The sequence below is a fragment of the Dyadobacter sp. CY345 genome (genome assembly GCF_021502725.1).
Taxonomy (GTDB): Bacteria; Bacteroidota; Bacteroidia; order Cytophagales; family Spirosomataceae; genus Dyadobacter.
On record NZ_JAKFFS010000001.1, the window covers coordinates 21,075 to 39,337 of the forward strand.

Annotated in this window: 16 protein-coding genes; 13 read left to right on the forward strand and 3 right to left on the reverse strand. The window is 41.8% G+C overall.

Annotated elements, in window-relative coordinates; translation table 11 throughout:
- The first annotated feature begins 181 nt into the window (after positions 1–181).
- From L0657_RS00105 to L0657_RS00160, 12 genes are all read left to right on the forward strand, one after another.
- Positions 182–1,333, forward strand: a complete 1,152-nt coding sequence (locus tag L0657_RS00105; protein WP_235148290.1) for a glycoside hydrolase family 130 protein — start codon at positions 182–184, stop codon at positions 1,331–1,333.
- Positions 1,334–1,476: 143 nt separating this feature from the next.
- A complete protein-coding gene (locus tag L0657_RS00110) occupies positions 1,477–2,037 on the forward strand; it encodes a fasciclin domain-containing protein (protein ID WP_235148291.1) in 561 nt (186 codons plus the stop codon).
- A 397-nt stretch (positions 2,038–2,434) separates the two neighbouring features.
- Positions 2,435–3,196 carry a DUF1080 domain-containing protein gene (locus L0657_RS00115; protein ID WP_235148292.1) on the forward strand — a complete coding sequence of 254 codons (762 nt, stop codon included), beginning with the start codon at positions 2,435–2,437 and terminating at the stop codon, positions 3,194–3,196.
- A 63-nt stretch (positions 3,197–3,259) separates the two neighbouring features.
- A complete protein-coding gene (locus L0657_RS00120) occupies positions 3,260–4,111 on the forward strand; it encodes a sugar phosphate isomerase/epimerase (RefSeq protein WP_235148293.1) in 852 nt (283 codons plus the stop codon).
- 104 nt (positions 4,112–4,215) lie between these two features.
- On the forward strand, positions 4,216–5,043 hold the full coding sequence (locus L0657_RS00125) for a sugar phosphate isomerase/epimerase (RefSeq protein WP_235148294.1): 828 nt from the start codon (positions 4,216–4,218) through the stop codon (positions 5,041–5,043).
- 154 nt (positions 5,044–5,197) lie between these two features.
- Complete coding sequence (locus L0657_RS00130; protein WP_235148295.1) at positions 5,198–6,016, forward strand: alpha/beta fold hydrolase; 819 nt, start codon at positions 5,198–5,200, stop codon at positions 6,014–6,016.
- 86 nt (positions 6,017–6,102) lie between these two features.
- A complete protein-coding gene (locus tag L0657_RS00135) occupies positions 6,103–7,179 on the forward strand; it encodes an aldose 1-epimerase family protein (RefSeq protein WP_235148296.1) in 1,077 nt (358 codons plus the stop codon).
- A gap of 22 nt (positions 7,180–7,201) precedes the next feature.
- Positions 7,202–8,416: a class I mannose-6-phosphate isomerase gene (locus L0657_RS00140; protein ID WP_235148297.1), complete on the forward strand. Its 1,215-nt coding sequence runs from the start codon at positions 7,202–7,204 to the stop codon at positions 8,414–8,416.
- A 149-nt stretch (positions 8,417–8,565) separates the two neighbouring features.
- Positions 8,566–9,600, forward strand: a complete 1,035-nt coding sequence (locus tag L0657_RS00145; RefSeq protein WP_235148298.1) for a sugar phosphate isomerase/epimerase — start codon at positions 8,566–8,568, stop codon at positions 9,598–9,600.
- A gap of 39 nt (positions 9,601–9,639) precedes the next feature.
- On the forward strand, positions 9,640–10,800 hold the full coding sequence (locus tag L0657_RS00150; protein WP_235148299.1) for a Gfo/Idh/MocA family protein: 1,161 nt from the start codon (positions 9,640–9,642) through the stop codon (positions 10,798–10,800).
- Positions 10,801–10,971: 171 nt separating this feature from the next.
- Positions 10,972–11,424 carry an IS200/IS605 family transposase gene (tnpA, locus tag L0657_RS00155; RefSeq protein WP_235148300.1) on the forward strand — a complete coding sequence of 151 codons (453 nt, stop codon included), beginning with the start codon at positions 10,972–10,974 and terminating at the stop codon, positions 11,422–11,424.
- Positions 11,425–11,687: 263 nt separating this feature from the next.
- On the forward strand, positions 11,688–12,263 hold the full coding sequence (locus L0657_RS00160) for a DUF4136 domain-containing protein (protein WP_235148301.1): 576 nt from the start codon (positions 11,688–11,690) through the stop codon (positions 12,261–12,263).
- A 70-nt stretch (positions 12,264–12,333) separates the two neighbouring features.
- On the opposite strand, the gene L0657_RS00165 is transcribed toward L0657_RS00160, so the two are convergent.
- Positions 12,334–13,137 (reverse strand): DUF2490 domain-containing protein, encoded by an 804-nt coding sequence (locus L0657_RS00165; protein WP_235148302.1) that lies wholly within the window; start codon positions 13,135–13,137, stop codon positions 12,334–12,336.
- A gap of 169 nt (positions 13,138–13,306) precedes the next feature.
- A complete protein-coding gene (locus L0657_RS00170; RefSeq protein ID WP_235148303.1) occupies positions 13,307–14,767 on the reverse strand; it encodes a hypothetical protein in 1,461 nt (486 codons plus the stop codon).
- 240 nt (positions 14,768–15,007) lie between these two features.
- Here L0657_RS00170 and L0657_RS00175 point away from each other — a divergent pair, with 240 nt between their 5' ends.
- Positions 15,008–17,959 carry an FAD-binding and (Fe-S)-binding domain-containing protein gene (locus tag L0657_RS00175; protein ID WP_235150407.1) on the forward strand — a complete coding sequence of 984 codons (2,952 nt, stop codon included), beginning with the start codon at positions 15,008–15,010 and terminating at the stop codon, positions 17,957–17,959.
- Here L0657_RS00175 and L0657_RS00180 read toward each other — a convergent pair whose 3' ends face one another.
- On the reverse strand, positions 17,960–18,214 hold the full coding sequence (locus L0657_RS00180) for a hypothetical protein (protein WP_235148304.1): 255 nt from the start codon (positions 18,212–18,214) through the stop codon (positions 17,960–17,962).
- Positions 18,215–18,263: the final 49 nt, after the last annotated feature.

An 18,263-nucleotide genomic window follows, 5' to 3' on the forward strand; every position in this document is an offset into this window, starting at 1 on the left:
CGTTTGAAGAAATCCTGCCTGAAATGCATCAGGCAGGATTTTGTTTTTTGTATTAGGGCGAGTATGATGTGAAATCTAAATTTGCACTATCTGACCTAAAATTTAATTTTTAGCCCGGGCAGAAGGGTAAGGAAAGTTTGTAACTTTCTTTACTTATTTAGGCTATCATCAAAAAACAGAAATGAAAAATTCAATGAAGGGATTATTACTGGGATTACTTTTTATAGGATTTCAGGCAAATGCGCAGACTGAAAATAAACTTCCCGATTGGGCTTTTGGAGGATTCAAAAGACCGGCAGGTGTAAATCCGGTTATTTCGCCGGACACCAGTTCCAGGTTTTTCTGTCCGATGAATAAAAGAATGGTGGATTGGGAATCGAACGATACTTTCAATCCTGCCGCGACTATTAAAGATGGGAAAATTGTAGTCCTGTATCGCGCGGAAGATAAAGCCGGGAAAGAAATTGGTTACAGGACTTCCAGATTGGGTTATGCTGAAAGCACAGACGGGATTACTTTTAAGCGCAAAAAAACGCCGGTTTTTTATCCTGATGAGGACGGCCAGAAGGCGAATGAATGGCCCGGAGGTTGTGAAGACCCGAGAGTTGCTGTGACGGAAGACGGGACGTATGTTTTAATTTATACCCAATGGAATCGTGATAAAGCCCGATTGGGAATAGCAACTTCCAAAGATCTTATAAAATGGGAGAAACACGGACCAGCTTTTGTCAAGGCATACAACGGAAAATTCAATAATATCTGGTCGAAATCGGGCTCGATCGTTACCAAACTGGTGAATGACAAACAGGTTATTGCCAAAATCAATGGAAAGTACTGGTTATATTTTGGCGAAGCGAATGTCAATGTAGCCACATCAACCGATCTGATAAACTGGACTCCGCTGGTAGACGAAAAAGAAAACCTGATCAATTTGATTTCACCAAGAAAAGGTTTTTTTGATAGCAACCTGACAGAATGCGGGCCGCCGGCAATTGTTACGGATAAGGGAATTGTACTATTATACAATGGAAAAAATGACGCAGGAGCAAATGGCGATTTGCGGTATACACCTAATTCGTATTGCGCCGGTCAGGTGCTTTTTGACAAAAATGATCCTTCGAAACTTATAAGTCGTCTTGATGTTCCTTTTTTCAGACCCATGGAGCCGTTTGAGAAAAGTGGTCAATATGTAGCCGGAACTGTGTTTATTGAAGGGCTTGTCTATTATAAGAAAAAATGGATGTTATATTACGGCTGTGCCGACTCACGGGTTGGTGTTGCAGTGTATGATCCAAAAGATAAGAGACTTGCAGATTCAATACCTGTTAAATAAAATAAAGTCTTATAAGAATAATATCACTTTGAGAACATTTAAACTTATCTGTCACATAAATATTTAAAAAATACTTTCATCCGATCGATCTAAATCATTTTGTTTAACGTATGTTCATAAACCTTAAACAAAATATGATCATTATGAAATCTTTAAAAATCAAATTCACAGGATTGCTTGCGGTTGCTTTGTTAACTACGTTTGGGGCGTTTGCTCAAAAAGAAAAAACAGTAATGGTGGGTGGTGCTGAAATGTATCCTTCGAAAAACATTATTGAAAACGCAGTAAACTCAAAAGATCACACAACACTTGTTGCAGCAGTGAAAGCAGCAGGATTAGTTGAAACTTTGTCAGGAGCTGGTCCATTTACGGTTTTTGCTCCTGTAAATTCTGCTTTTGCAGCGTTGCCGGCAGGAACAGTTGACAATCTTTTAAAACCAGAAAACAAAGCTACGTTAACTTCTATCCTTACTTATCACGTAGTTCCTGGAAAAGTGGATGCTAAATCTGTGATGAAAATGATCAAAGATGGCGGTGGAAAGGCAATGGCAAAAACGGTTCAGGGAGAAGAATTGACATTCTCTTTGCAAGGTAAAAATGTTATTGTTACTGATTCAAAAGGTAACATGGCGAAAGTAACAACTGCCGATGTATTGCAGTCAAATGGTGTCATCCACGTGATTGACAAAGTATTAATGCCATAGTATCAGTGTTGGATGAATAAGTGGTGAGTGTTGATTTTCAGCCTCTTTTGCAGATGGAAAAATTTCCGGATCGCAAAAGGGGCTGATTTTTTTATAAATGATCATTATAAAACGTTGAAATCAGTCTTAAAATGGATGTAACCGTTAAAATACAACTGAAAAATACGTTTTAAGTGGAAGTATACTTCACACAAAGTATCTTAATAAACACTTTGATAAGTTTTAAATATAACAAAGCAGGCTAGTACAGGATAGTGTGGTCAATAATTTTAGGAATTTTTGGATATTATTTTCTTCTTTTTAAAGAGTATTATCGTTAAAATACGTCTTGTAAGAAAGAAGGCGTAAGGGTATTAATTCATTCAGAAGTCTAAAAACGTATAAAATGTTGTCTAAAATGAGTTCCAAATTGAATATCGCCGCAGCTGCGATCCTTGTAATAACCCTGCTTTCAGGCCAGAGTTCATGCCTTGCCCAAAAGAAAGAAAAAGGATTCGTGCAGATTTTTGATGGTAAGTCTTTGAAAGGCTGGGAAGGCGATACGAAGTACTGGCGGGTGGAAAATGGAAATCTGGTAGGGGAGATTACTCCGGAAACTCTGTTGAAAACAAATTCATTTATTATCTGGAAAGGCGGCGAACCTGGTGATTTTGAATTGAAAGGATCATTTAAGATAACAGAAAAAGGGAATTCCGGAATTAATTACCGCAGCGATCAGTTAACGGACGTTCCTAATGCGTTGAGAGGTTACCAGGCAGATATCGACGGAGCAAACCGTTATACAGGACAGAATTATGAGGAGAGAAAAAGAACGACGTTAGCATATCGGGGTGAAATTGTTACCATAAACGAGCCGACGGATAAATCTCCGGAAGCATTTAAGGCAAATCTTAAAAATAACGCCTGGCTTGGCAGAACTGTAACAGGTTCTCTGGGAACTTCCGATGAGTTAAAAACCAAAATTAAAGGCGAAGAATGGAATGAATTTCATCTGGTAGTAAAAGGGAACCGTTTGCAGCATTATATAAACGGCGTTTTGATGAGCGATGTAACGGATAAAGATACTGTGAATGGCAAATCAAAAGGACTTTTGGGCGTGCAGGTACACGTTGGTCCGCCGATGAGAGTTGAATATAAGGACATTCGAATCAAGCAATAATGGTCTAGATTTAAATAGCAGGTGACTATTTATTCTCTGCTAGTTGCCAATAGCTAAAAATTTATGAATAAAATAGGATTTAATGTGCTTGCCTGGACGGCAGCGGTGTCTGACGATTTATTTCCGGTCATTGACAGATTGAAGAAGATCGGTTACGACGGAGTGGAATTTTATCTTGGTGCACCTGATACGGAAGCTTACAAAAGAATGGGTGATTATACCCGCGATCTTGGTCTGGAAACGACAGCTGTGATGACTGTGGGCGTTGATGATAATCCTGTTAGCGAGTCGGTTGCGGTCCGCGAAAAGGCACTGGATAAAATTAAATGGGGAGTTGATCGCGCGCACGATTTGAATGCTAAAATTATTTGCGGCCCTTTTCACTCGGCTCATACGGTTTTTGTAAACCGGCCGGCTATTGATAGGGAATATGCGTTGGCAGGCGAAGTACTGAATGCTGGTGCAGAATATGCGGCGCAAGCCAACATCGTTTTTGCATTGGAAGCGCTCAATCGTTTTGAATGTTATTTATGCAACACGATGGAGCAACTAGTGAAACTCGTTAAGGCAGCGGATCATCCAAACGTCAGAGCAATGTTTGACACCCATCATTCTAATATTGAGGAAAAGAAATATGCGTCGGCACTGGATACGATTGCTCCTTTTCTGGCTCATGTGCATATCAGCGAAAATGATCGGGGGACGCCGGGAGAAGGACAGGTTTTATGGGATGACGCGTTTTCCTCTCTTGCAAAAATAAATTATCAAGGCTGGCTCACAATCGAAGCTTTTTCAAGAAACGATCCCGATTTTGCGAACGCAATTGGCGTCTGGCGTGAATTTTCAGACCCATGGGATATCGCTGAAAAAGGTTACAATTTCATTAAAGAAATGAGCGAAAAACACAACTTATAATGCGAAAACCCAGTCCGAAGGACTTACTATCTTAGCCCAGGGCAACGCCCTGGGGCTTATGGTAACGGGAATACCTAAACCACATCATCAAAAGATTAGAAACAATGTCAGAAAAACTCCCATTCCGTTTCGGTTCAGAAGTCTACACCTGGTTTATGAGTAACAACGGACAAACCCATCAGGGGCGTCTTGGACATATGATTGAAGTTATATCAAAAGCTGGTTTTACAGGAATCCAACCCATATTTACCTGGATGGGAGATTTGATTGACCCAAGCCTTCTGGAAGCAAAATTAAAAGAACAAGGAATCGAATTAGCTGCACTGGCACTTGCCTTAGACTGGAATGAAGCAGAAGAAACAGAGCGTGAAAGAGAAGTAGCGGATCATGCCATAAGCGTATTGCAAAAATTTCCGGGAGCGGTTTTGAATACAGTGCAAATACCCACCGGCAGGCATAATCTTTCGGAGAGGCAACAAAACTTAATCAACATAGTCAATCGGGTTTCAGCGAGAGCGGCTGAGAAAGGAGTGCCTTGCAGCTATCACCCAAACTCACCGCATACCTCCATCATCCGAACAGCTGAGGATTACAAAATTGTACTGGAATCTTTGGATTCGTCCGTTACAGGATGGACGCCGGATGTTGGGCATATTATAAACGGCGGTATGGACCCGCTGGAAAAAATGAAAGAATATCAGTCGCTTATCAACCACGTGCATTTTAAAGATTGGGATGGAAACCCGGAATTTACTTTGATGGGAAAAGGAAAAGTAGATCTTGTGGGTGTAACACAGTGGCTGAAAGATATAAATTATAATGGATGGATAATCTGTGAGGACGAAGGGGCGGAAGCATTGGAAGATCCTGACTTTGTAACATTACACGATGGTAAGTGGATACAGGAAGAGTTGATACAAGGACTTCGGTAGAGATAAGCTTTCAGGCTATGAGGGATTAGCTTTTAGCCTTTCTATATCGCACAAGTTTGTGATTTCCGTTTGCAACAAAGCGTACAAAATACATTTAAGTAGTATCAATTTTCAATCGCTAACAGCCAACAACTAAACGCTAACAGCCAAAAAAATGCCAACAGTAAAAACCAATGGAATTCATCTGCATTATGAAGAGCGCGGATCCGGAGCTACTCCTGATGACGTGCCATTGTTGTTGATCATGGGAATAACGGCTCCCGGCTCTGTGTGGAATGTTCATTTGGCAGACTGGCAGTATCATTTCAGATGTATCATCGGCGATAATCGCGGTGTAGGTTTATCTGATAAACCGGCCGGGACTTATTCATCTGAACAAATGGCGGACGATTATGCAGGATTACTAGATGCAATTCAAATTGATAAAGTCAGGGTTGTAGGTTGTTCCATGGGGAGCACAATCGCTCAGCAATTAGCAATCCGGCATCCGGATAAGGTGCATTCGTTGGTACTAATGTGTCCCTGGGCGAGATGTGATCATTATGCAAAATCACTGTTTCAGCATATCATGAACTGTAAGGCACGGTTCCGGCCGGAGGAGTTCAGCTTATACATTCAGCTGCTTATTTTCTCTAAATCAAGCTGGGACGATGCTGAAAAACATGAAGAACTTGCGACTGGAAGGAAACAGGATGGTGCCAATCCTTTCCCACAACCACTTCATGGACTGGAAGGTCAGGCTGCGGCTTGCATTTCGCACAATGCCCTGGCCGATCTTCATAAAATTGAAAAACCAACATTAGTCATTGGCGGCAGACAGGACATTTTTACACCCGTCTGGATGGCCGAGGAAGTCGCAAACGGAATTCCAGGATCAGAACTTTATTTATACGATAACCTGGGTCATGCATTTCATTTTGAAGATACAGCAGACTTTAATCCAAGAATCAGAAACTGGTTGCTGGCTCATTAAGGTTGTTTCTAAATAGTAAGTCAGATTAAATCAGGCGTGATATTGCCTATTTTAATTAGGATAATATTTTTAATTAATAAAAAGAAATGAAGGATTCCGTTAATGTAAACCAAGACTGGAAGGATAAGATATCTAATCACACACAATTGGGTGGAATTGAAACTTCTGTGATCGATAACGGTGCCGGGCGGGGAACGAGGATTGCATGGATTAATACAGGAACTGGCCTGCGCTTTAAAGTTGTGATTGACCGTGCTATGGATATTGCCGACGCGTTTTTTAATCAGCACAGTCTTGCCTGGATAAGTCACGGAGGTATAACCTATCCACAGCCGTTTTCTGACAAAGGAATTGACTGGCTCAGAACTTTTGGAGGCGGATTGCTTACAACCTGTGGCTTAACACATGTGGGCGGACCGGAATCTGATGAATTTGGCGACAGAGGTCTACACGGGCAGATTAGTAATTCACCAGCAGAAATTGTATCCATCATTCAGCCGGATCCCAAGAGAGGAAATTTGGAAATGAGTATTACCGGCATAATCCGGGAAACAAAACCATTTGGCCCAAGCCTGGAACTTAGGCGGACAATATCTGCTACGCTTGGTAAGGCTACAATACATATTCACGATGAGGTAATTAATAAAAGTAACACACCATCTCCCCATCTTCTGTTATATCATTTCAATTTCGGCTGGCCGCTTGCTGATGAAGGAGCTGATATTTTATGGAAAGGAAAATGGTCGCCGAGAAATGGTGAGGAAAATGCAAAAATATTTAAGGAAGGTAACGATTTTAAGAAATGTCAGGCACCGTTGGATGAGCATTCAGGTGGAGGCGAAGAGGTTGTGCTGGTTGATATTGAAGCGGACATTTTCGGACAAAGTGTATGCGGGATCTCCAATCCAAAGATTGGTCTGGCTGTTACATTAAAATTTAATAAGGACCAATTGCCCTGGTTTGCCAACTGGCAGCATTGGGGAAAAGGCGAATATGTAACAGGTCTGGAGCCAAGTACACATCCGTTGACAGGGCAGGCAAAAGCCAGGGAAGATGGAACGCTTATCTTTATTGAACCGGGAGAAAGTAGAATTTATGAGCTCGAACTGGATGTTTTACACGATATAGAAACGATTAAAGAGTTTTTAATAGATTATAACTAAACCAAATTTTCAATATCAAACAATGGGACTTTCAAGTATAGCTGAAAAAGCATTAGAGCAGGGAAAAGGAATATTGCGTTTGGCTCCGACATGGGTGCCGAGGTCATTTTGTGTACCCGGCCGCAGAATAAAATTGCATCCGGATGATTATTATGTTCTAGGCGGAGAGCGCGGCGGGATTGATGAACGCTGGCTGTCTTCGACTACTCCGGCAGAAAACGGTCCGCTTACCGGCGAAAATGAGGGTTTGAGTCAAATCGTTTTTGAAGATGAGTCAGGTGTTCAAAAAGTCACACTGAAGGACGCGGTAAATGAGCTGAAAGGTGAAATTATCGGTGACAGACTTTGGGATGAATACAAAAGCTGGCCAATGTATTCCAAGTTTTTTGATAATATGGGTCCATTGCCTCACCATATTCACCACAGAGATGAGCACGCTGCTATGGTTGGTCAGAACGGAAAGCCGGAAGCATATTATTTCCCTCCGCAACTTAATAACCACGGCGGCGATTTTCCATACACATTCATTGGTATAGCTCCCGGCACCTCGAAGGAACAGATAAAGGAGTGTCTGATGAACTTTACCAAGGGTGATAATAAGATTACCAACTACTCGCAGGCGTTTCGTCTGGAGCCTGGAACAGGGTGGGATGTTCCTCCTGGAATGCTGCATGCGCCCGGCAGTTTGTGTACTTATGAGCCTCAAAAAGCATCGGATATTTTTGCAATGTATCAATCGCTTGTCAATGAGGCGGTTATTCCGGAGGAATTGCTTTGGAAGGGAACTCCGAAAGACAGAATTGGTGATTACGACTTGTTAATGGAAGTGATCGACTGGGATTTGAATGTGAATCCTAACTTAATGGAAAAGCACTTCATGCGTCCTAAACCGGTAAAAAATGTCGACGAGATGGCAGCAGAAGGATATAGCGAAAACTGGATTTGTTATAAAAACGAGGCTTATAGTGCCAAGGAGCTTACCGTTTTTCCAGGACAAACCGTAACCATCAAAGATGCAGCCGCTTATGGACTGATCGTGATGCAGGGCCATGGAAAATTAGGTACGTGGGATATCGAAACGCCCGCTTTGATCCGCTACGGGCAATTGACTTACGACGAATTTTTCGTAAGTGAAAAAGCGGCACAGGAAGGTGTTTTAATTAGCAATCCTTCGGCTAATGATCCGATTGTAATTTTGAAACATTTTGGTCCGATGAACCCGGATCTGGTATTGTAAGCTGTCGGCCATCGGCAGTCAGCTATCGGCTTTTCACCGCTGCCGAAAGTCAATGTTTACATAAGCAATATCAAGTTTTATGTATCTAGTTGTTTTCCTAACCAAACAAAGCTGATAGCTTACAGCTAACAGCTAAATGCTACTAAACCATGCCAGAAAATAATTATCCCAAACTCCACAATGCCACATGGCCTGGTATTGTAGGAAAAGGTTCTGATTCAGAGCCGGTTATTTCTTTTGATACAATGCTCGAAAAAACTGCCGCAGCGGAGGTGAACGGCATTAAGTTTGACGGCGTTGATTTAGGCCTGTTCGATCCTCATATTGATTTGGATATGAGCGATGAGGGTATCAAAAAACTGGTCGATAAAATTGGCGGGCTGAATCTCGAAATTGGCAGTCTGGTTGCTCCGATCTGGAGTGGTTCTGCGATGGGAAGCAAAGATGCCCGTGATGAGTTTGTCAATCAGGTAAAAAAGGCCTCCATTTTTGGTCAGAAACTTAGAAAGTTAGGTATTCGTCCAAATGGAATTATTCGTATCGACTCGTCAAGCAAGCCCGAGGATTGGGCTTTGGATCCTGTTAATAATACAAAACTGATCGCTGAAACTTTCAGAAGAGCCTGTGATGTGGCGGCAGAATATGACGAAAAACTTGCAGCAGAAGGAGAAATATGCTGGGGAGGTATGCAAAGTTGGAAAACAATGATCGATACGTTGGAACAGGTGAATCGTCCGAATATTGGTTTTCAGGCAGACATGTCTCACACATTTCTTTATTTGTTAGGATATAACCGACCCGAAGACCGCGTTCTCCCGGTCGATTTTGAATGGGACGATCGTGCTGCTTTGGAAGAAGGTTTGAAAAAAATGACAAGTGCTCTGCGTCCCTGGACAATCGATTTCCATGTAGCTCAAAATGATGGAACAGTTCATGGAACTGGTTCCCATGATAAAACAGGCCGTCATTGTTTGGCAACCGATCCGAACGGAAAACTTGATATTACGCATGATGCTGGTTACTGGCTTCGTCATGAAAATGGGGAACTAACCAAAGCGTTCCGCCATATCTGCTGGGATGGATGTATGTTCCCAAATTCGGTCATGACAGATCAGCAAACCTGGAATGATATCCTCGCTGCAATGGTACGGGTGCGTCAGGCGCATGGCTGGTATGAGGCTTAGGAGTTGTAAAGTCAAATTGAACCAAAAGCATTTTACATTATGTCAAGAAAGAAAGAACTTAGAATTGGATTGATCGGTACCGGTTTGATGGGCCGCACGCATTCTAATGGATATAACAGAATTGATAACTTTTTTCCTGAGCTGGAATATACCCCGGTCTTAAAAGCAGTTTGTTCCCGGAATGCGCAAAAAGTGCAGGAGTTCGCTGATCAATGGGGGTATGAATCCATTGAAACAGATTGGAAAGTTTTAGTCGCTCGGGAAGATATCGATGCAATCGACATTTGTACGCCAAACGATACGCATGCCGAAATCGCTATCGCCGCTGCGGCAGCAGGTAAGATGATTCTATGTGAAAAACCTTTGGCAAGAACTTTGGCTGAGGCACAAACAATGGTGGATGCCATCGAAAAAGCCGGGGTAAAAAATACGGTCTGGTATAACTACCGCCGCGTACCTGCTGTGACTCTGGCGAAACAGATCGTTGATTCTGGTAAACTGGGACGGATTTTTCATTACCGGGCAAATTTCTTGCAGGACTGGACGATTAATCCGGATGTGCCACAAGGTGGCGCTGCGACATGGAGGCTTGATGCCGAAGCTGCCGGTTCGGGTGTTACTGGCGATTTGCTGGCCCATTGTATTGATACAGCCATGTGGATTAATGGTGGAATAAAAGACGTTTCTGCTGTCACAGAGACTTTTATCAAAGAGCGTGTGCATCAGGAGAGCGGACAGGTTCAAAAAGTTGGAATTGATGATGCTTGTATTTTTCATTGTCATTTTGATAATGGCTCTTTGGGGCTTTTTGAATCTACGCGTTATGCCCGTGGACACAAAGCGCTATACACTTTTGAGATTAATGGCGAACATGCGTCCATCCGCTGGGATTTACACGATCTGAACCGTCTGGAATATTTCGATCATTCGGATGATTCGGTAGTTCGTGGTTGGAGATCTATTCTTGTTACGGACTCTGATCAGCCTTATATGAAAAGATGGTGGATTCCAGGAACCAGTATTGGTTACGAGCATTCATTTATCCATCAGGCAGCTGATTTCTTTGAAAGTTTGCAAACCGGAAAGGATTGCAGTCCGACTTTTAAAGATGCTTTGGAAACGCAGAAGGTTTGTGAGGCTGTGCTGGATTCGGCTAATTCGAAGAGCTGGAAGGATACCGGGGTTCAATGGGAGGGATGATTTCGTGAAACATTCGGCGTCGTTATCGAAAACATAGGGCGGTGCCCTATGCTAAGATAATAACCCTTTCAGGGTGGTGTTTTGTGCGACGCCCTGAAAGGGCATAATATTTCAAGATAGGGTATCACCCTATTTTTTACACACACTATAAGCCTCCGGGCAAAAACAAAAATGCCGCAATCATTATCAAAAATCTGTACACACATCGTGTTCAGTACCAAATACCGTCAGCCGCTGATTGACGATAAAATCGAGGCTGAACTTCACCGCTACCTGGGCGGGATTTGCAAGAAATTCGACTGTCTACCTATCAAGGTGGGAGGTTATGTTGATCATGTCCATATTCTCTGCGTTTTATCCAGAAAGATTGCAGTGATGAAACTGCTTGAAGAAGTTAAGAAATCTTCTTCGAAATGGATCAAGACACAAGGCCCCGACTATGCTAATTTTTACTGGCAGGATGGGTACGGAATATTTTCAGTTAATCCTTATGAGCTGGATGTTGTGATCAAGTACATTGAAAATCAAAAGATGCATCATGAAAATAATACCTTTCAGACGGAGTATCTCGGATTTTTGAAAAAATATAATGTTGAATACGATGAGCGTTATGTCTGGGAATGATAGTCAACTCAGTTAGGTTGGTCAAGTCAGTAGGGCGCAAAGATATGCCGCCCTTTCAGGGCTTTTTTGTTGAAGTATGGATGACGATATTATTCATAATACCAGCCATCTCAATGCCGGCTCGAAGTTATAACAAATGAAATTTTTATCCCAATATATTAATTGAAGGCATTTTTTAGTTTAATAGATATCTGAAAGCAGGAATTAAACCTTCCCTTATAAATGTTGTCAGATATACCGTAAACTAAAAATTTATCAACAGTATGAAAAGGATAGTGAAAGTGACAAAATCCATCGTGATGATGGTTGTGGCGGGGGCGTTAATGATAGCATGTAGTCAGGCACTTCAAACGAGTTATGATTATGACTCATCCGTAAATTTAAAACAGTTCAAAACCTTTAACGTAGAACCTGAAAGCAAAAACGAACAGGATCCATTGTTGGGAAGTGAGCTGAATAAAAGAAGATTGAAAGATGCGGTAGTTGAAGTGATGCAGGCGAAAGGTTATAAACTGGATAATAATCCTGAAATCGTTGTTCGGTTTATGACTGACGTGAAAGAACGCCAGCAAGTGCGCTCTAATAATATGTATTCGCCATATATGTGGTGGTATGGAGGTGGAAACAATATCTCTACTTACAACTACCAGGAAAGCAGATTTATTCTGAATATCTACCAAAGAAACAGCGACAGAATGATCTGGCAGGGATGGGCATCCGGTAAGGTAAAAGCACCTTCTAAAAAGGATGATCGCGAAACGATGGTAAAAAACACCATGGCAGATATTTTGAGAACTTTCCCGGAAGCGACGCTTGACACTTATAGCAGAAAGCAGTAGTTTTTAGGTTGATAAGTATGCATGAAGAAGTTACAGCACCATTCGCTGTGACTTCTTTTTATTTACTGATCTAATTAATATGTCTGGAAAATGGATTCTGGAATATTACATCAAAACAGGCATAGGAAACAGGATCCATATGACCGCCAGCTTTGAATTGTTCCATTATACCTAAATTTACGATCATATCCGCTTTCTTGAAAACGTGACGAAAATAGGCAGTAAACCGATCTTCCGTAAAATGATAATTTGACCACGTATGATGGCGGTCAGAGGGAATGCTCGATTGATATTCGTCCACAGCAGTCAAAATTTCGTTTCCTCCAATAATGATATTCGTCTTGTCCTGATTTAAAGGAATACTTGCCGTGGCTTTCAAGCGGATACGAAGTTCAAACGGGTGGGAAGACGGATCCCAGTCAGAAGAATAAAAAGTTCTTGCTTCCGGCCGAAATGCATAATTAAGTGCTACTTTTCTAAATTGCTGCCGGTAATAAAGCCGTCCATAATATCTCAATTCATAACGGTAAGAAGGATCTTTTGCTTCATAAGGAGACTCTTCCGAATATAGGTTCTGCAAACGGAAGCTGTTTGCAAAAGAGACCTGCCATTTTTTACTGAATTTGTAAAGTAATTCCTGGTTGTAAACTGCAATACCCTGTTTTTCGGCAAGAGACCAGCTATCAGGATTGCTCATTCTGGCTGCGCCGCCGTAAACTGTCAGGTTTAGCTTTTTATTGAGGACCTGGCTAAAACCAACAACTCCCCAGGAAACTGCCTTGGTTCCATCCATTCCGGGAGGAGATATCTGAGCGAAGATTAGAGAAGCGTGTAGAAAAGAAAATAGTGTTAAGTAATACTTTATAAATTTCATAAATCTTAATAGTTAGCTGTAGAATATTCATTTAATCATATTCTCTGCAAAACTATATTTGAATTCTGGAAACATCCGGTAATAAAAAAATCTGCAAGGTGAATTTTGACAATTTACTTTGCAGATTTTTTCAATGATTGGAATAAGGAATACGGAAAGATTCAGTCAGTTACTTACCTATTGCCTTTATAATATCTTTCTCCAAAGTTTTATTATTGGGAAATTCCTGAGGTATCCATCGATCAACAATTTTTCCGGAGGCATCCAATACTACAAAAGGATAACGGATATCAACTGCGTAATTTTGTTTCAGTAACTCGGTGCTTTCGTCTGACGCCCATAAATGTTTTACACCATTTCTAGCCTGCGTGTAAGGCTTCCAGCTTTGAAAAGGCATCCCCGAAATCATCGTGATATAGGCAAAATTTACTTTATCAGCATATTTAGCTTCCATTGCTTTCATGGTAGGTTCGTGTGCGCCAATGTTGAATGCAAAAACCATTACGGTTGGTTTTCCTGCCAATTGTTTCAGAAAAACGGCAGCGCTATCGCGGTCTAGCAAAGTGAAATCAGGAGCAGCTGAGCCGGTTGTCAATTTTGACTTAGCCGCCATAAGCTTCGTAAAATAATCCGTATACTCCGATTTTGGATATGTAGTTTTATAATCTGCCAATAAAGTCTGACTTGTTTCAATGGTAGGAATTGCGGTTGCTGCATAATTGAGCCAATAGGTCAGCAGGTATTCCTGTTGTTTTGGATGACTTTGCATTTTTTCTTTACTGAAATTATAAACGTCAGTTATGGCCTGCGGACTCAATTCATAACGTGTCGCTGAATCCAAAGGAAATTTTCTTGTTGTTGGTATCAACGCCCAGTTTCTCAGTTCGTCACGATAAGACTGACTTAATAGTGCTTCGTCCGGTAAAATTTTGAAATTGCTCAAAGTCAAATCTTCTAATTCTTTTTGCTGTGCTGGTTCAAGCTTTTTCGCTCTGTTTTTCCGCATTATCTTTTCCTGCAATAACCTGTGAATAACGAAAGGCTCAGTCGTTGTCGTTGCGTTTACATAAGCGTCGAAGGCTGGAATCGGAGCATTTGCAGTTTTAAAAGTTGCATAAGCATTCTGGCGAATTTTCTGTAAACTATCACTTTGCTGAGCGACACTTTTATTATCAATTTGCGATGGCTTGTAACCAAAAACCGGCAGGTACTGATATTGGTTTTCCAGAAAATAGGTTCTCAAAAAGTCCTGATAATTAGCATTTTTTCCTGAAAACGCAACGTTTGCTCCTCCTGAAAAAGTAGCTGTCAGATCGTCGCCGGGCTGCACGAACAACATCCAGGTTTTGTTCACTCCGCCGCCGCTATACTGTAAACGCAGAATTTTCGGTTCGCTTATAGGTGCATTAACTTTTTCAGTAGTTTTTTCCTGGAAATTAATCATTGCCAAAGGTTCCAGTTTGGTGTCTGCCAGGCCAATGCCCAGGTTGGGGTGAAAGTGGACATCTTCAAGAACGAGCGAAACAATGGCTTGTTCGGGCTTTGCCGTCGTTAGCGTGATGGTAGAAGTCTTTTGTGCAAAAGATAACAGACTGGAAAGGAGAAAAATAAGTGTGGTAATTTTTTTCATAGTAAACAGTGATGATTTTGTAAGTCGTTCGACGAATAATGAATTAATATTCAAAGGATTATAGCTTAGATTTATTGAGGTGATAATTAAATAATTATGCCAATATCGGATTTCTTTCCGTGAATACGTTTGATCTGCGGATGATCGTTCTGTTTTTCATACGGTAAGGTTATCTTTGAACGAGAAAACCGGATTTCTGAACGAATAGAAAATACTTGCATCTGCAAGTGCTGCATAATGATGAACCGCATTGCCTTATTAGATTTTAATTCTCTTAAAAACGGATTTGAAGGAGAGCTTTATTACGACGACTCTACTGTCCATACCGCCCAAAGACACATTTATGCAACAGATGCCTCGGTATACCAGGAAATGCCGGTTGCCGTTGCTTTGCCGCGAACGGTAGAGGATATCCGGAAGCTTATAAAATTTGCAGGAGAACAAAAACTGACGCTGATTCCTAGGGCAGCTGGTACGTCATTGGCCGGACAGGTTGTTGGAAAAGGTATCGTTGTAGACATTTCCAAACACTTTGGCGCAATTCTCGAAGTGAATGCAAAAGAGAAATGGGTGAGGGTTCAGCCTGGTGTGATCCGCGATGATTTAAATAAACATCTTGCTCCTTACGGATTACTTTTTGGTCCGGAAACTTCAACAGCCAGTCGTGCTATGATTGGCGGAATGATCGGAAATAATTCTTGTGGCTTGCATTCCATAACGTGGGGAGCGACTCGGGATCATTTGCTGGAAGTGAAAGCCTTACTGTCTGATGGAACAGAAACCGTTTTTAATAATTCTTCAACGGATGACTATGTTAAAAAAGTTGCTAAATCCGGTTCGGGAAAGCGTGAGCAGGCAATTTACGCTGGTATGTGGGGAATACTTTCGAATCCGGTTGATCAGGATTTGATTAAAAAACAATTTGCAAAGCCAACAGTGACGCGCAGGAATTCGGGTTATGCGCTGGATGCATTGGTTGAAAATTTTGAAAAAAACCAGGTAAATCTCTGTAATCTGATTGCTGGCTCGGAAGGTACTCTATGTTTTGTGACCGAAGCAAAAATCGCTTTGGTTGATGTGCCTCCGGCTTCGGTCGGTGTTGTTTGTGTTCATGCCAATTCGCTTGCTGAATCGCTTCATGCAAACCGCGTCGCTATGAAACACAATCCGAAAGCATCAGAATTGGTGGACCGATACATTATGGATTTTACCAAAGGCCATCATATTTATTCCAAAAACAGATTTTTTCTCGAAGGTGATCCAGCGGCTTTGCTAATGGTTGAATTTTGGGGGAATTCGGACGATGAAGTAAAAGTACAGGCGGATGCATTGGTCAAGGATTTGCTTGAAGAACAGTTGGGATATGCTTATCCGCTGTTATTTGGTGACGAAGCAAATAAGGCATGGGAAATCAGGAAAGCTGGTTTAGGATTAATTCGAAATTTGCCTGGTGATACCCAACCTGTCAACCTGATTGAGGATTGCGCTGTTGCGGTTGAGGACTTGCCGGCTTATATTGATGACCTTGAACAGTTACTTGAAAGCCATGGTTTGCACGCGTCTTATTATGCACACGCTGGTGCGGGGGAGCTGCACGTCGAGCCGATGATTAATCTCAAAACTTCCGAGGGAAAACAGAAATTCAGGCAGGTGCTGGCGGATACTGCGGTTCTTGTGAAAAAATATAAGGGTGCGCTTTCCGGAGAACATGGAGACGGCCGTCTTCGTGGCGAATTTATTCCCTTTATGATGGGGGAAGAAGTCTACGAGATTTTCAGGCAGGTGAAAAGAATCTGGGATCCGAATGGCATTTTTAATGCGAACAAGATCGTCGATACGCCACCAATGAATGAATTTCTGCGGTTTGAACAGGATAAGGAAAAGCCCGCTATCGCAACCACCTTTGATTTTTCAAAACATGAAAGCATGTTGCGCCTGGCAGAAAAATGTAGTGGATCCGGTGACTGCCGCAAAACTGAACTGACTGGCGGAACAATGTGCCCGAGTTATATGGCAACGCGCCGTGAACGCGATACCACCCGGGCGAGAGCCAATATTTTACGACAATATCTGACGCCGGGAGCGGCACAGGTTGAAAGTGCAACCACACCGGAAATGGTTAAAGAAGTATTGGATCTTTGTCTTTCATGCAAAGGTTGTAAATCTGAATGCCCTTCGAGCGTTGATGTTGGGAAGATGAAAGCGGAATTTACCCAGCAATATTACGAAACGCACGCTATTCCTCTGCGAACAAATCTGATCGCTAATTTTGGCAAACAGATGAAACTGGCTTCGATAGCCCCCTGGGCTTTTAATGCTGTTTTCGGAACTTCTACTTTAAGGAAAGTTGCGAACAAAATGGTTGGTTTTCACCCTGATCGTACTATGCCTTTGCTTCATAACACCACGCTGAAACATTGGTGGGAAAAGCATAACAGGAAGAATTCGAGTAAAGGCTCACATTCAAAAGTTTATCTTTTTTGTGATGAATTCACTAATTATAACGATGTTGAAATTGGGAAGAAGGCAGTAATGCTGCTGGAAAAGTTAGGATATGAAGTGATCATACCCAAACATGAAGAGTCAGGAAGGTCCTATCTATCTAAAGGTCTGGTGAAAGAAGCGCAAAAGTTAGCGATTCGAAATGTTGAGTTGTTGAAAGACATCATTTCTCAAAAAACGCCTTTGATCGGTATTGAGCCGTCAGCAATTCTTTCTTTCCGTGACGAATATATTGACCTCGTTCCAGAAAATTTGAAAATTGAAGCACAGAATATTGCGTCACACGCACTACTGTTTGAGGAATTTATATCAAGGGAGATTGATGCAAAAAGAATAACGAAGGAAGCGTTCAATACTAATGAGCAGTTGATTAAACTTCACGGACATTGCCATCAGAAAGCATTATCGTCACTAACAACCTCGAAGAAAGCATTGTCGCTTCCAGAAAATTATAAAGTACAACTTATTCCATCCGGTTGCTGCGGCATGGCTGGTTCTTTTGGATATGAAGAGGAGCATTATGATGTTTCAATGCAGATAGGAGAATTAGTTCTTTTCCCGACGGTGCGCCAACAACCCGAAAATGTAATTATTGCCGCACCTGGAACCAGTTGCCGGCACCAGATTAAAGATGGCACCGGTCGTAAGGCTAAACACCCTATTGAGATTTTATGGGAGGCGCTGAACTAATTATTCAGTGCCTCTTACACTTTTCATAATGGTATCCGGGTGAACTTCCATTGTTGTGTCGGATGCTACTGTGTCTGCATTCATAGTGGCATTTTCAGATGGTGTTTCTGCTTCACTGAAATTTTCATCGTGATTCAGAAAACCTCCCCAAAATGCAATTAACATCAGTACAATACCTACTCCCAAGATCCATTTCCAAACGTTCTTGGTATTTTTAGTTGCTTTCGCTTCTTTGTCTGTTTCTCCTCTGTCCATGATAGTAGTGATTTAGTTTGGCCGACACAATACCATTTTTGTACCATAT